14 protein-coding genes are annotated in these 13,621 nt (G+C 63.6%); 12 read left to right on the top strand and 2 right to left on the bottom strand.

From position 1 onward, the window contains the following. The first annotated feature begins 12 nt into the window (after nucleotides 1-12). Both alc and BXE_RS19020 read left to right on the top strand, forming a co-directional pair. Complete coding sequence (alc, locus tag BXE_RS19025) at nucleotides 13-1,023, top strand: allantoicase (protein WP_011489843.1); 1,011 nt, start codon at nucleotides 13-15, stop codon at nucleotides 1,021-1,023. A 13-nt stretch (nucleotides 1,024-1,036) separates the two neighbouring features. After that, entirely contained in the window at nucleotides 1,037-1,549 is a 513-nt protein-coding gene (locus BXE_RS19020; protein WP_011489842.1) for an ureidoglycolate lyase, read from the top strand. A gap of 117 nt (nucleotides 1,550-1,666) precedes the next feature. Here the strand turns inward: BXE_RS19020 and fur are convergent, their stop codons facing one another. Continuing rightward, the gene (gene fur, locus BXE_RS19015; RefSeq protein WP_007180389.1) at nucleotides 1,667-2,095 is read right to left on the bottom strand and encodes a ferric iron uptake transcriptional regulator; all 429 of its coding nucleotides are present in this window, start codon (nucleotides 2,093-2,095) and stop codon (nucleotides 1,667-1,669) included. A gap of 158 nt (nucleotides 2,096-2,253) precedes the next feature. Here fur and BXE_RS19010 point away from each other — a divergent pair, with 158 nt between their 5' ends. The 10 genes from BXE_RS19010 to BXE_RS18965 all read left to right on the top strand — a co-directional run bounded on the left by BXE_RS19010 (nucleotide 2,254) and on the right by BXE_RS18965 (nucleotide 12,806). Next, the gene (locus BXE_RS19010; RefSeq protein ID WP_038457340.1) at nucleotides 2,254-3,081 is read left to right on the top strand and encodes an outer membrane protein assembly factor BamE; all 828 of its coding nucleotides are present in this window, start codon (nucleotides 2,254-2,256) and stop codon (nucleotides 3,079-3,081) included. 189 nt (nucleotides 3,082-3,270) lie between these two features. After that, the gene (gene dapB / locus BXE_RS19005) at nucleotides 3,271-4,068 is read left to right on the top strand and encodes a 4-hydroxy-tetrahydrodipicolinate reductase (RefSeq protein WP_011489840.1); all 798 of its coding nucleotides are present in this window, start codon (nucleotides 3,271-3,273) and stop codon (nucleotides 4,066-4,068) included. Between the two features lie 88 nt (nucleotides 4,069-4,156). Continuing rightward, nucleotides 4,157-4,867, top strand: coding sequence for a MotA/TolQ/ExbB proton channel family protein (locus BXE_RS19000; protein WP_011489839.1), 711 nt, complete (start codon nucleotides 4,157-4,159; stop codon nucleotides 4,865-4,867). Between the two features lie 27 nt (nucleotides 4,868-4,894). Beyond that, complete coding sequence (locus BXE_RS18995) at nucleotides 4,895-5,326, top strand: ExbD/TolR family protein (RefSeq protein ID WP_011489838.1); 432 nt, start codon at nucleotides 4,895-4,897, stop codon at nucleotides 5,324-5,326. A gap of 152 nt (nucleotides 5,327-5,478) precedes the next feature. Then, a complete protein-coding gene (gene leuS, locus BXE_RS18990; RefSeq protein ID WP_011489837.1) occupies nucleotides 5,479-8,070 on the top strand; it encodes a leucine--tRNA ligase in 2,592 nt (863 codons plus the stop codon). A 92-nt stretch (nucleotides 8,071-8,162) separates the two neighbouring features. Continuing rightward, a complete protein-coding gene (gene lptE, locus BXE_RS18985) occupies nucleotides 8,163-8,714 on the top strand; it encodes an LPS assembly lipoprotein LptE (protein ID WP_038457343.1) in 552 nt (183 codons plus the stop codon). Nucleotides 8,715-8,768: 54 nt separating this feature from the next. Further along, entirely contained in the window at nucleotides 8,769-9,887 is a 1,119-nt protein-coding gene (gene holA, locus BXE_RS18980; RefSeq protein ID WP_011489835.1) for a DNA polymerase III subunit delta, read from the top strand. 255 nt (nucleotides 9,888-10,142) lie between these two features. Beyond that, on the top strand, nucleotides 10,143-11,414 hold the full coding sequence (locus BXE_RS18975) for a glutamate-5-semialdehyde dehydrogenase (protein ID WP_011489834.1): 1,272 nt from the start codon (nucleotides 10,143-10,145) through the stop codon (nucleotides 11,412-11,414). An 86-nt stretch (nucleotides 11,415-11,500) separates the two neighbouring features. Further along, a complete protein-coding gene (locus BXE_RS18970; RefSeq protein WP_007180398.1) occupies nucleotides 11,501-11,917 on the top strand; it encodes a CopD family protein in 417 nt (138 codons plus the stop codon). 436 nt (nucleotides 11,918-12,353) lie between these two features. Then, a complete protein-coding gene (locus BXE_RS18965; RefSeq protein ID WP_011489833.1) occupies nucleotides 12,354-12,806 on the top strand; it encodes a hypothetical protein in 453 nt (150 codons plus the stop codon). Nucleotides 12,807-12,890: 84 nt separating this feature from the next. On the opposite strand, the gene BXE_RS18960 is transcribed toward BXE_RS18965, so the two are convergent. Then, nucleotides 12,891-13,325 carry a nuclear transport factor 2 family protein gene (locus BXE_RS18960; protein WP_011489832.1) on the bottom strand — a complete coding sequence of 145 codons (435 nt, stop codon included), beginning with the start codon at nucleotides 13,323-13,325 and terminating at the stop codon, nucleotides 12,891-12,893. Between the last annotated feature and the right edge of the window lie 296 nt (nucleotides 13,326-13,621).

The following is a 13,621-nucleotide window of genomic DNA, read 5'->3' as shown; positions in this document are numbered from 1 at the left end:
AGACTAGAGACTATGGCTAATCCGATCCTCGACCCCAACGCTCCCGCTTTCACCCGTCGCTACATGAACCTCGCCGACCCGCGTCTGGGCGCGCAGGCGCTTTTTGCGAGCGACGAATTCTTCGCGCCGAAAGAACGCATGCTCGAGCCGCAGCCGGCGGTGTTCATCCCCGGCAAATACGACGACCACGGCAAGTGGATGGACGGCTGGGAAACCCGCCGCAAGCGCACCACCGGCCACGACTACTGCGTGATCCGTCTCGCGCGCCCGGGCGTCGTGCACGGCGTGGATCTGGATACGAGCCACTTCACCGGCAACTTTCCGCCGGCCGCGTCGATCGACGCCTGCTACGTGGAAGGCGATGTGCCGCCCGACAACGCCGACTGGCAAACCCTCGTGCCTGCGACCACGCTGCAGGGCAACCAGCACCACTATGTCGATGTGAACGACACGCGCGCGTTCACCCATCTGCGCGTGAATCTGTACCCGGACGGCGGCCTCGCGCGCCTGCGCGCGTACGGCCAGCCGAAGCGCGATTGGGAGCGCGTGGAGCGCGGCACGCTGCTGGATCTGGCCGCCATCGAGAACGGCGCCTATCTGGTCGCGGCGAACAACCAGCATTTCGGGCCGGCCTCGCAGATGCTGATGCCCGGCCGTGGCATCAACATGGGCGACGGGTGGGAAACCCGGCGCCGCCGCGAGCCGGGCAACGATTGGGCGATCGTCGCGCTGGCGCGGCCGGGCGTGATCCGCAAGATCGACGTAGATACGGCGCACTTCAAGGGCAACTTCCCGGACCGCTGTTCACTGCAAGCCGCGTCGGTGACGGGCGGGACGGACGACTCGCTCGTCACGCAGGCGATGTTCTGGCCGGTGCTGCTCGGCGAGCAGAAACTGCAGATGGACCACGTCCACACCTTCGCGGATAACCTCGCGTCACTGGGCCCGGTCACGCATGTGCGTTTCAATATCTTTCCGGACGGCGGCGTGTCGCGCCTGCGCCTGTGGGGCGAAATCGCATAACGGGGCGGCGTCGATGAAGACATTGCAGATGGAACGGCTCACGCGCGCAGCTTTTGCGCCGTTCGGCGACGTCATCGAGCTGGAGGGCGCGCGTCATTTCGCCATCAACGGCGGGACGACCGAGCGGTATCACGACCTCGCCTGCGTCGACGTGACGGAGAACGGCGGCCGGCCGCTGATCAACCTGTTTCGCGCGCAGCCGCGCGCGCTGCCGGTCGAAATCACGATGATGGAGCGGCACCCGCTCGGCAGCCAGGCGTTCATTCCCTTAACGGCGGGGCGTTATCTGGTGGTAGTCGCGCCGGCTGGCGAGTTCGATCCGACGCAGATGCGCGCCTTCTGGACCGACGCGTGGCAGGGCGTGAACTATGCGAAAGGCGTCTGGCATCACCCGTTGCTCGCGCTCGATCGGGTGAGCGATTTCGTGGTGGTGGATCGTGGCGGCGAGCAGCCCAATTGCGACGAATTGTCATTGGCGCAGCCGCGGCGGCTGACGTTCGAGGCTAGCGCCGAAAGGGTGGAATAGCGGCGTAAGCGCCCGCATAAAAGATCTCGCATACAGATGCAAAAAGACCCGGCCGATTCGCATCGGCCGGGTCTTTTTTGCTCGCGGACCGCGCACCCCAGCGCGGCCGGCCTCACGTCAATGCTTGCGATGCGGGCAGTTCTCCTTGGTGCAGGCGCCGTACAAAGCCAACGCGTGTTCCTGCAGCTTGAAGCCGCGTTCCTTCGCGATGGACTGCTGACGGGCCTCGATTTCGGAATCGAAAAATTCTTCGACGAGCCCGCAATCGAGACAGACGAGGTGGTCGTGGTGCGACCCCTCATTCAGTTCGAACACCGCCTTACCCGACTCGAAATTGCTGCGCGAGAGCAGGCCGGCCTGCTCGAATTGCGTCAGCACGCGATACACGGTTGCAAGTCCGATATCGAGTTCTTCGTGCAGCAGGTTGCGATACACGTCTTCGGCCGTCAGGTGGCGCACCGGGCTGTGCTGAAAAATCTCAAGGATTTTGAGGCGCGGAAGGGTCGCCTTGAGCCCGATATTCTTGAGATCGGTTGGATTGGTCATGACAAGGGATCCCTAGAGTACAATGCTGGGCTCTCATAGTAATGTGTTTTTGGCGTTCTGGTCATCTTCGATGGAATGAAACTCGCGCGGCTCGTCAGCGGGCCCGCACGGTGAGTGAAATGATTTCAAAATCTCAATTGATCTACCGGGGGAGCCGCATGCGGGGTACCTTGATCGCTGTTGCGACTGTCGCGGTTCTTGCCGGATGTTCCACTTACGACAGCCTGACACAGCGTATTGCCCAAAGCATCACGCCGTACCGTATTACGGTGGTGCAAGGCAATTTCGTCTCGAAAGAAGCGGCTGCGCAAATGCAGATCGGCCTGACCCGCGCGCAGGTCAAGCAATTGCTCGGCACGCCGCTCCTGACCGATATGTTCCACGCGGACCGCTGGGACTACGTGTTCTATTTCAAGCGCGGCTCGACTAACGTCGTGCAGCAGCGCGACTTCGTGATTCTCTTCGCGGGCGACCGCGTCGCCAGCTGGTCGGGTGGCGAAGATCTGCCGTCCAACCTCGAATTGCTGGCTGAAATCGACGGCGACAAGCTGGGCAAGAAGAAGGCCGCTGCCGCCGTGGCGACCAGCGCCAGCGGCGCGAGCGAGGCGACCGCCGCCGCGGCGCCGGTCACGCTTGACACGGTGCGCTCGCCGTCCGTCGCCGGCGCAGCCGCCGCGGCGGTGCCGTCCACGGACGCCAACGCAGAAGCCGCACAAGCCGCCAATCGGGCGACCAATGCTGTGCAGTTGACGCCCGCGCGTCCGTCCGTGCCCACCGCGCCGACCGCCAACGGCGGCGGCATCCCGCAGCAAAGCCCCACGGGCAATGGGCAACCGCAATTCCAGTTCCATCGTCCGCCGCCGCCGCAGAATCCGGGTACGGACAACAGCAATCCGGTTGGCCCGACGGGCCCGCAAAGCAGCAACGGCGGGCCGACGTACAACACGCCGTTGACCTCTTCGCCGGCTTCGGGAACGGGCGGCTAATCGCGCTGTCCCTGTCTTAATGCTCGTGCTTAAGACGTATGCTCAAGACGGACGCTGCGCACGGGCAACCGCGGCGCGCGGCGTCCGTGCGGTTCTCTGCCTGTTTCAGTCATGCGCGGCGCACGGGTGCTGCCCGCCGCCGCTTTCGCCCGCTTTTGCCGGGTTTTGCCTTTTCGAACCCTCGTAGCCATGAAAATTGCCATTGCTGGCGCATCGGGCCGTATGGGCCGCATGCTCATCGAAACCGTCCTCAATGATTCCGACGCTACGCTGTCCGGCGCGCTCGACCGCGTGGGCTCCCCGCAGCTCGGTCAGGACGCCGGCGCATTTCTCGGCAAACAGACGGGCGTCGTGCTGACCGACGACATCGAGCGCGTGTTCGCCGAATCCGACTACCTGATCGACTTCACGCGCCCGGAAGGCACGCTGGTGCATCTGGAAGCGGCGCAGCGTCACAACGTCAAAATGGTGATCGGCACAACCGGCTTCGACAACGAGCAGAAGGCGCAACTGCGCGCAGCGGCGGACAGGATCGCCATCATGTTCGCGTCGAACATGAGCGTGGGCGTGAACGTCACGCTGAAGCTGCTCGAATATGCCGCGAAGCATTTCGCGACCGGCTACGACATCGAGATCATCGAGGCGCATCACCGCCATAAGGTCGACGCGCCGTCCGGCACCGCATTGACAATGGGTGAAGTAATCGCCCACGCGCTCGGCCGCAATCTCGACGACTGCGCGGTCTACAGCCGCGAAGGCGTGACCGGCGAACGCGACCCGTCCACGATCGGTTTTTCGGCGATTCGCGGCGGCGATATCGTCGGCGACCATACGGTGCTGTTTGCGGGCATCGGCGAGCGCATCGAGATTACGCACAAGTCGGCGAGCCGTCTGTCGTACGCGCAAGGCGCGCTTCGTGCTGTACGTTTCCTCGAAGGCCACGCAACCGGCTTTTTCGACATGCAGGACGTACTTGGCCTGCGTTGAACGCTGAGTTGAACGTATTCTGAGCGGATCTCGGGCGCATTGCGTTTCCCGGCGCGTCCGTGCAATCACTACTCCACGGCGAGGTCAGATGGCAGGCAGCAGCGGCATCATCCATTACCTGCAAACCAGCGACGCGATCACGCATGGCGTCGCTTATGTGCTGCTGGCCATGTCGATTGCGAGCTGGTGCTTTCTGATCGTCAAAAGCTGGATCCTCACCCGCGCCAAACGTCAGGCCACGCGCGCGATCGCCCAGTTCTGGCAGGCGCCCACGCTCTCCGAAGGCGTCGCGGCGTTGCGGCGCGCGGACCGCGAGCGGGTCTTCACGCCGCTTGCAGAAGCGGCGCTCCACGCGGCTGAGGTGGATATTCCCGGCGCGCTGCTCGCCCGCGTCGAGCGTAGCGAGCGGGTGCTGCGCGCGTTGCGCCAGGCGCTCAATGCGTCGCAGCGGCGGCTCGAATTCGGCCAGGTGCTGCTGGCCTCGGTGGGAAGCACGGCGCCGTTCGTCGGCTTGCTCGGTACCGTGTGGGGTATCTATCACGCGCTCGGCAGCATTGCGGCGAGCGGTCAGGCGCAGATCGAAAACGTCGCCGGACCGGTGGGCGAGGCGCTCATCATGACCGCTTTCGGCCTCGTGGTGGCGATTCCGGCGGTGCTGGCGTACAACGTGCTCGGCCGGCTGGTGCTGCAGTTGTCGGAAGAACTCGACGGCTTCGCGCACGATCTGCACGCCTACGTGTGCGCGCCGGCGGAACAGACTCCGGCGCCCGCGCGCGCCCAGCAGGTCTCGACCCACTAAGCGCGCGCTCAGGCAGAAGGAGGCGACATGGCATTCGGCGGACTCGAGAAAAAGCAGACGGCCGCGCCGATGGCCGAGATCAACATGACGCCGCTGATCGACGTGATGCTGGTGCTGCTGGTGATTTTTATCATTACCGCGCCTTTATTCACGCACGCAATCCGGCTCGATCTGCCGAAAGTCGCCGCCGCGCCCGCGCGCCAGACGCCGCAAACCATTTCCCTTTCCATCGACGCCGCCGGCAAACTCTACTGGAACGGCACCGTCATCACGCTCGACCAGATGCGCACGCGCTTCACGCAAGCGGGCAAGCAGAGCGACCAACCCGAGATCCATCTGAGCGCCGAGCGCTCCACGCGCTACGAAGTGATCGCGCAGGTCATGGGCGCGGCGCAGCAGGCGGGTCTGGAGCGGATCGGTTTCGTGACCGACCCGCCGCCGCCGGCTGCGAAGCCGTAGCCGCGCCGCGTCGCACGCCGCGCCGCGCGGCGTAGCCGTCCGCGGACGGTATAATCAGCCCTTTCCCCCGCAGAAGGGGAATCGACGCCATTTCATCCAGCAGAGCACCAGGCCCGGTGCGAAAGCACCGAACCCAGCGATCCCATCACACCATGCACGAAAAATACGTTCCCTCCGACGTCGAATCCGCCGCGCAAGGGCAATGGCGCGCCATCGACGCGTACAAGACGACGGAAGTCACAGACAAGCCCAAGTTCTATTGCGTCTCGATGCTGCCGTACCCGTCGGGCAAGCTGCACATGGGTCACGTGCGCAATTACACGATCAACGACGTGATGTACCGCTATCTGCGGATGAACGGCTACAACGTGCTGATGCCGATGGGTTGGGACGCGTTCGGCATGCCGGCGGAAAACGCCGCGATGGCCAACAACGTGCCGCCCGCGAAGTGGACCTACGACAACATCGCTTACATGAAGAAGCAGATGCAGTCGATGGGCCTCGCGATCGACTGGTCGCGCGAAGTCGCCACGTGCAGCCCGGATTACTACAAGTGGAACCAGTGGCTGTTCCTGAAGATGCTCGAAAAGGGCATCGCGTACAAGAAAACCGGCACGGTGAACTGGGATCCGGTCGACCAGACCGTGCTCGCCAACGAGCAGGTGATCGACGGCCGCGGCTGGCGTTCGGGTGCGCTGGTCGAAAAGCGCGAAATCCCGATGTACTACATGCGCATCACGCAGTACGCGGACGAACTGCTGAACGACCTCGAAGGCCTCGGCTGGCCCGAGCGCGTCAAGATCATGCAGCAGAACTGGATCGGCAAGAGCTTCGGCGTGAACTTCGGCTTCCCGTACGAGATCGACGGCGAACAGAAGCTGCTGCGCGTGTTCACCACGCGCGCCGACACGATCATGGGCGTCACCTTCTGCGCGATCGCCGCCGAGCATCCGCTTGCTACGCGTCTGGCGAAAGACAAGCCGGAACTGCAAGCCTTCATCGAGGAATGCAAGCGCGGCGGCGTGGCTGAAGCCGACGTCGCGACCATGGAAAAGAAGGGCATGGCCACCGGCTTCACCGTCACGCATCCGCTGACGCAGGAGCAGGTCGAAGTGTGGATCGGCAACTACGTGCTGATGAGCTACGGCGAAGGCGCGGTGATGGGCGTGCCGGCGCACGACGAGCGCGACTTCGCGTTCGTGAAGAAATACGGTCTGCCGGTCAGGCAGGTGGTCGCGGTCGAAGGCAAGGAATTCTCGACCGAAGCCTGGCAGGAATGGTACGGCGAGAAGACCGGCACGCTGATCAACAGCGGCAAGTACGACGGCCTCAACTACGAACAGGCAGTGGACCGCATCGCCGCCGACCTGAAGGAACTCGGCCTCGGCGACAAGCAGATCACGTGGCGTCTGCGTGACTGGGGCGTGTCGCGCCAGCGTTACTGGGGCACGCCGATTCCGATCATCCACTGCCCGACGTGCGGCGACGTGCCGGTGCCGGAAAAAGATCTGCCGGTGGTGCTGCCGGAAGACCTCGTGCCGGACGGCACGGGCAATCCGCTCGCCAGGTCCGAAGCGTTCGTGAACTGCACCTGCCCGACCTGCGGCGGCGCGGCCAAACGCGAAACCGACACGATGGACACCTTCGTCGATTCGTCGTGGTACTTCTACCGCTATGCGTCGCCGGGTGCGAAGACCATGGTCGACGAGCGCACCGACTACTGGGCGCCCATGGACCAGTACATCGGCGGCATCGAGCACGCGATTCTGCATCTGTTGTACTCGCGCTTCTGGGCGAAGGTGATGCGCGACCTCGGGCTGATCAGGTTCGGCGAGCCGGCCAAAAACCTGCTTACGCAGGGCATGGTGCTCAACGAAACCTACTATCGTGAAAACGAAGCGGGCAAGAAGACCTGGTACAACCCGGCCGAGGTGACCGTTTCGTTCGACGACAAGGGCCGCCCGGTCGGCGCGATCCTCAACGAGGACGGCCAGCCGGTGGTGCTCGGCGGCGTCGAGAAGATGTCGAAGTCGAAGAACAACGGCGTCGATCCGCAATTGCTGATCGATCAGCACGGCGCGGACACCGCGCGTCTGTTCGTGATGTTCGCCGCACCGCCGGAGCAGTCGCTCGAATGGTCCGGTTCAGGCGTGGAAGGCGCGAGCCGCTTCCTGCGCCGCGTGTGGAGCTTCAGCCAGGCGAACGAAGCCGCTCTGCGCCAGGGCGGCACGTTCGACGCCGCGCAACTGAGCGACGTCGAGAAAGTCTTGCGCCGCGAGATCTACAGCGTGCTGAAGCAGGCCGACTTCGACTATCAACGCCTGCAATACAACACGGTGGTGTCGGCCGCGATGAAAATGCTCAACGCGCTCGACAGCGCGAAGGGCGCCCGCCCGGCCGTGCTGCGCGAAACCTGCAGCGTGATGCTGCGCGTGCTGTATCCGGTCGTGCCGCACCTCACGTTCCAGTTGTGGCAGGAACTCGGTTACGCCGACGAGCTCGGCTCGCTGCTCGACGCGCCGTGGCCGAAGGTCGACGAGAAGGCGCTGGAGCAGTCCGAGATCGAACTCGTGCTGCAGGTGAACGGCAAGGTGCGCGGCGCGATCACGGTGGCGAAAGACGCCTCGCGTGAAGCGATCGAACAGCTCGCGGCCGCTCATGAGATGGTCGCGAAGTTCAGCGAAGGCAAGGCGCCGAAGAAGATCGTCGTGGTGCCGGGGCGCCTCGTGAACGTGGTGGTGTGAGGACCGACGAAGAAATGACAGCAGGCAGGGCGCCGTCGCGTGCGGCGGCGCTCCTGTCCCGCTGCGGAATCTACTGCGAACCAGGAGCCAATGTGACTCGCAGATCGTTTTTGACGCTGGCTTGCAGCGTGTTGATGTTGTCCGCCTGCGGCTTCCAGTTGCGCGGTCAGCAGGACTACGCATTCAAACGCCTCTTCATCGCCGGCGGTTCGCCGGCGGCGGCCGCGCGCCTGACGCGTATCGTGCAAGGCGGCAGCGACACGGTCGTGGTCACGTCGGTTGCGAATGCCGACGCCACGTTGCAGATTACCGAAGGCCGCGGCATCAACACGCTGACGCTGAATTCGCTGGGCGCGGTCGAAGAGTATGGGCTGAATCTCTCGATGACCTATTCGCTGACGGCCAAAGACGGCACGCTGCTGATTCCGTCGAGCGTGATCGCGCTGAACCGCGCGATGACCTATAGCGATCAGTTTTCGCAGGCGAAGGCCGCCGAGAGCGACATTCTCTTCGCCGATATGGAAAACGACGCGATCGACCAGCTCTCACGCCGTCTGTCGGTCGTGCGCTCCATGCATCCGGCGCCGGGCCAGGAAGTGCCGGCGATCGTGCCGCGTGCGCCGCTGCCGCCGCCGCCTCTGTGAGCGTCGTGTTTCGTTCAATGTGCCGCACCTGTTCAACTTCGCCGATCGGTAGCCATGCAACTGCGACTTGACGCGCTCGAAGCGCATCTCGCCAAGGGACTCGCCGGACTGTACGTCGTGTACGGCGACGAGCACCTGCTCGCGCAGGAAGCGTGCGACCGGATTCGCGCCACCGCGCGCGCGGCCGGCTTCACCGATCGCTCGGTGTTCACCGTGGAGCGGGGTTTCGACTGGAGTTCGCTGCTGGGCGCGAGCCAGTCGATGTCGCTGTTCGGCGACCGCCAACTGGTCGAGTTGCGCATTCCGTCGGGCAAGCCCGGCAAGGAAGGCGCGGACGCGCTGAAAGCGCTGGCCGCCGCCGTGAATGACGATGTGCTCACCATGATCACGCTGCCGCGGCTCGATGCGGCCACGCAAAAGTCGGCGTGGTTCACGGCGTTGTCCGATGCCGGCGTCGCGTTGAAAATCGATCCGGTCGAGCGTGCGCAGTTGCCCAATTGGGTGGGCCAGCGGCTCGCCGCGCAGGGTCAGCGCGTGGCTGCCGGTGAAGAAGGGCGGCGCGCGCTGGCCTTCATCGCCGAGCGTGTGGAGGGCAATCTGCTCGCCGCGCATCAGGAAATCCAGAAGCTCGGGCTGCTGTATCCGGCCGGGTCGCTGAGCTTCGAGCAGGTTCAGGACGCTGTGCTCAACGTCGCCCGTTACGACGTTTTCAAGCTGAATGAAGCGATGCTGGCCGGCGATGTCGGCCGCCTGTCGCGCATGCTCGACGGCTTGCGCGGCGAAGGCGAGGCCGCGGTGCTGGTGCTGTGGGCGGTGGTGGAAGAAGTCCGCACGCTGCTGCGCATCAAACGCGGCGTCGCGGCCGGCAAGCCGCTTGCCATGCTGGTGCGCGAGAACCGCGTGTGGGGTCCGCGCGAACGGTTGATCGGGCCGGCGTTGTCGCGGGTCAGCGAAGGCACGCTGGAAAAGGCGCTTGCGCTGGCGGCGCGGCTGGATCGGCAGGTGAAGGGTTTGTCGGGCGGCACGCCGGGCAATCATCGCAACGATCCGCCGCCTGATCCGTGGGATGGCCTGTTCGAATTGGCCATGACGGTGGCGGCGCCGAAAACGTCGCCCGTGCCACCGCCGCGACCTCGGGCCGGGACTGCTGCACCGGCACGAAGGCCGGCCTGAACGGCAACGCCAGGCTAGCCGGCACCTTGTGAGGGCGTTTGTGGGTCGGTCTTAAGGCGCTCTTGAGTTGCATCGTGATGCGCTCCTGTGTCGCAAGCGAGCCGGCAAGCCTGCTACGTGCACCGTGCGCCGGCGCGAATCGCAACCCGCCCTACCGACAAGCAAAGCGCCTTCGCCCGACTTACAATCGCTGAATCATTCGCTCATTCTGTCCGTCCGCCGCACCTCGACGTGCGCGGCACCACGAGAATTTCAATGGATATCGACCAGTACATGACCGACCTCGGCCGTCGCGCCCGCCAGGCATCGCGGGCTATGGCGCGGGCGTCGACGGCGGCGAAGAACGCCGCGCTCGCCGCCGTCGCCGAGGCGATCGAGCGCGACGCCGCCTCGCTGAAAGAAGCGAATGCGCGTGACGTGGCCAAGGCTCGCGAGAAAGGCCACGACGCCGCGTTCATCGACCGTTTGACGCTGTCGGACAAAGCGCTGAAGACGATGGTGGAAGGTCTGCGGCAAGTCGCCGCGCTGGCCGATCCGATCGGCGAGATCAGCAATCTGAAGTACCGGCCGAGCGGCATTCAGGTCGGTCAGATGCGCGTGCCGCTCGGCGTGATCGGCATCATCTACGAATCGCGTCCGAACGTGACGATCGACGCCGCGGCGCTCTGCCTCAAGTCGGGCAACGCCACCATTCTGCGCGGCGGTTCCGAAGCGCTCGAATGCAATACGGCGCTGGCGAAGCTGATCGGCGAAGGGCTGGAAGCCGCCGGTTTGCCGCAGGACGCCGTGCAGGTGGTGGCCACCTCGGACCGCGCGGCGGTCGGCAAGCTGATCACCATGACTGAATATGTCGACGTGATCGTGCCGCGCGGCGGCAAGAGCCTGATCGAGCGCCTGATGAACGAAGCGCGCGTGCCGATGATCAAGCACCTCGACGGCATCTGCCACGTGTACGTGGACGATCGCGCGGATCTGACCAAGGCGCTGACGGTCTGCGACAACGCCAAGACGCACCGCTACGGCACCTGCAATACGATGGAAACGCTGCTGGTTGCGCGCGGCATTGCAGCCGAAGTGCTGCCGCCGTTGGGCAAGCTGTATCGCGACAAGCAAGTTGAACTGCGGGTGGATGCGGCGGCGCGCGCGGTGCTGGCGGATGCGGGCGTGGGACCGCTCGGCGATGCGACCGAGGAAGACTGGCGCACCGAATATCTCGCGCCGGTGCTGGCGATCAAGGTGGTGGACGATCTCGATGCGGCGATCGAGCACATCAACGAGTACAGCTCGCAGCACACCGACGCGATCGTCACGGAAGACCACGATCGCGCGATGCGCTTCCTGCGCGAAGTGGATTCGGCGAGCGTGATGGTCAACGCGTCGACGCGTTTTGCCGATGGTTTCGAATTCGGTCTGGGCGCGGAGATCGGCATCTCGAACGACAAGCTGCATGCGCGCGGGCCGGTGGGACTCGAAGGGCTGACGTCGTTGAAATACGTCGTGCTCGGGCACGGCGAAGGCCGTCAATAAGGGCGCCTTCGCGGGCTCGTTCTTCCCCAGGGGCGCGCTGATACGCGCGCTTCTTTTTACGCCAATACGCTGCACAAGGATCGCCGATGCTTTGGGTCAAAACGTTTCATATCGTCCTCGTTGCTTCGTGGTTCGCCGGCCTGTTCTATCTGCCGCGCATCTTCGTCAATCTGGCGATGGAAACGGAACCCGCGGCCACGGCGCGTCTGTTGACGATGGCGCGCAAGCTGTTTCGCTTCATGACGTTTATCGCGGTGCCGGCGTTGGCGTGCGGGCTGTGGCTGTGGCTCGTGATTGGCATCGGCAGCGGGCAGGGGTGGATTCACGCGAAGGTCGGCGTGGTGGTGCTGCTGATCGGTTATCACGCGTATTGCGGCGTGCTGCTGCGGACTTTTGAGCGCGGTGAGAATCGTCGGTCGGATAAGTGGTATCGGATGTTTAATGAGTTGCCGGTGCTGGGGATGTTGGCGGCGGTGGCGTTGGTGGTGATCAAGCCGTTTTAACTCACGCGTGCGCGAGCGGTTGCTGCGTTGGTTGGGTTGCAGGTTTGGATTCGTAGAAGGGCGGTTTGCCGGATTCGGCAGACTGCCTTTTTTTATTGTTGGTGCTGATGTGCGACGTGTTGTCTTAGGCTGAACGGCCAGGGCCGTTGTGAGGCTATATTGGGACGGCCAATGTGCGTGGGCGCTGATTTATAATTTCCGAACCACCGGCACCAACCGGTGGTCTGGTTTAGCAGCCAGTGCCAAAAACCGCACACCCGCCCAGGCGGGCGTGCGTCTGCCTCTGCACGTCTAATTTCAATGGGCGGGCCGTGGTGGGGAGCCGAAAGGCTCGCCGGTATGTTTTTGGCCCGGTCTGCTAACCCGCTACGTGCCCGCTCACCCTCCTTGCAAGCGAGGGTCGGGCGATCCAGTCAAGTTTTCAGGAGATCGCACCATGAGCAAAATCGGAAAGAACACCAAACCCGCCTCACGCCCGCCAGTCGATGCCTTGCAGTACGAAAAGCTTGCACTGTCGGCATTCGGTTCGTGTGAACGGCAGTTGACTCAACTCAACCGTTTGGCAACGCTTGCGACCTCGATATATAGGAATCCTGCACTGACGACCCACGAACGACGCAGCCGGCAAGTGCTGCTTGAGTTGCTCGTGGAAACGTGCGAGGAATACGAGCGTGAAGTGGAATGCGACCGCGAGCTGTATAAGGTGATCGCGCTTGATGCGCGAGGTATCGCTCATCGCCGGATTACGGCGAGTGTTGCGGCGAAACTGCTCGCGGAGGCGGGGCGCGAAGCGAAGAAGGACAAGCCGGACGTTAGACAGAGCGTGACAGCGACGCGCAAATCGGCGGAGAGTAAAACGGATACGGCCACGGCTGCGAACGCGCATTGAGAGTGGCTGTCGACACACTCTGGTAAATGAACAGAGGCGCGAAACGACCGCGCCTCTTAGGTTTGGCTAAGCGCTAGAGAACATCTATGCGCTGTTTGCGCGCGTCGCAGCTGACGATGCCGCAGGCCATGTATCTCCACGTCGCACGTACAAATCGGTGAAAGCATAAGAGGTTGTTTTTATGCCGGCGGCCGGTGTGTAGTGATTGACACCAGAAACCATTGCGATATTTCCAAAGATACGCACCTTCAACTCCCTGAGCGTTTGCGCGGAATCAGGCGGCAGCGTTGGTGCGACCAGGACCTCGGCCTTCGTGCGACGCGCACTGTTAGGCATCGTCTCGACGAACGAGTCGGCGAGCAATTGATCGAGCGTCGCGCGGTCACCGTGGATTGCGGCATCGACCCATGCGTGCTCCATTGAGGCGAGTTTGGTTTCGACTTGTAGTCGAGTGGTCAGGACGGTGGTCAGGCCGCAGGTTGAGAGGCCGATCGCGGCCAGGAAGCTAAGGTGTTTCATGATGCCGTCCTGCCTATCGGCGATTCAAATGAAATGGATGAACTGACGAATCACGTGAGTCGTGCGTGATACGCAATCACTGCGCCGATAAAAACGCAGTAGCTGGCTTGGTACTGTCCTGTTGTCGCCTGCTGCGCGCCAGGCTGACCAGCATCGCCACTCACGGGGAAACCGGGTTCGTTCAGTCGTGGTTCACAGCCACGGAAATTTAAAAGCCACTTGTGATTCGTCGAAGAGGCGGCCGCGATAGTGCGGCGCGCCCGCCATCTGACTTCTGGAGCGGAGGCAACCGTTCC

The organism is Paraburkholderia xenovorans LB400 (assembly GCF_000013645.1).
Lineage (GTDB): Bacteria > Pseudomonadota > Gammaproteobacteria > Burkholderiales > Burkholderiaceae > Paraburkholderia > Paraburkholderia xenovorans.
Note: the sequence above shows the minus strand (reverse complement) of the source record. Positions and strands in the feature narration are given on the sequence as shown.

What these genes read in the sequence shown, in the direction of transcription:
- alc (WP_011489843.1), top strand. Translation starts at nt 13, where the DNA reads ATGGCTAATCCGATCCTCGACCCCAACGCTCCCGCTTTCACCCGTCGC.
- BXE_RS19020 (WP_011489842.1), top strand. Translation starts at nt 1,037, where the DNA reads ATGAAGACATTGCAGATGGAACGGCTCACGCGCGCAGCTTTTGCGCCG.
- fur (WP_007180389.1), bottom strand. Translation starts at nt 2,095, where the DNA reads ATGACCAATCCAACCGATCTCAAGAATATCGGGCTCAAGGCGACCCTT.
- BXE_RS19010 (WP_038457340.1), top strand. Translation starts at nt 2,254, where the DNA reads ATGCGGGGTACCTTGATCGCTGTTGCGACTGTCGCGGTTCTTGCCGGA.
- dapB (WP_011489840.1), top strand. Translation starts at nt 3,271, where the DNA reads ATGAAAATTGCCATTGCTGGCGCATCGGGCCGTATGGGCCGCATGCTC.
- BXE_RS19000 (WP_011489839.1), top strand. Translation starts at nt 4,157, where the DNA reads ATGGCAGGCAGCAGCGGCATCATCCATTACCTGCAAACCAGCGACGCG.
- BXE_RS18995 (WP_011489838.1), top strand. Translation starts at nt 4,895, where the DNA reads ATGGCATTCGGCGGACTCGAGAAAAAGCAGACGGCCGCGCCGATGGCC.
- leuS (WP_011489837.1), top strand. Translation starts at nt 5,479, where the DNA reads ATGCACGAAAAATACGTTCCCTCCGACGTCGAATCCGCCGCGCAAGGG.
- holA (WP_011489835.1), top strand. Translation starts at nt 8,769, where the DNA reads ATGCAACTGCGACTTGACGCGCTCGAAGCGCATCTCGCCAAGGGACTC.
- BXE_RS18975 (WP_011489834.1), top strand. Translation starts at nt 10,143, where the DNA reads ATGGATATCGACCAGTACATGACCGACCTCGGCCGTCGCGCCCGCCAG.
- BXE_RS18970 (WP_007180398.1), top strand. Translation starts at nt 11,501, where the DNA reads ATGCTTTGGGTCAAAACGTTTCATATCGTCCTCGTTGCTTCGTGGTTC.
- BXE_RS18965 (WP_011489833.1), top strand. Translation starts at nt 12,354, where the DNA reads ATGAGCAAAATCGGAAAGAACACCAAACCCGCCTCACGCCCGCCAGTC.
- BXE_RS18960 (WP_011489832.1), bottom strand. Translation starts at nt 13,325, where the DNA reads ATGAAACACCTTAGCTTCCTGGCCGCGATCGGCCTCTCAACCTGCGGC.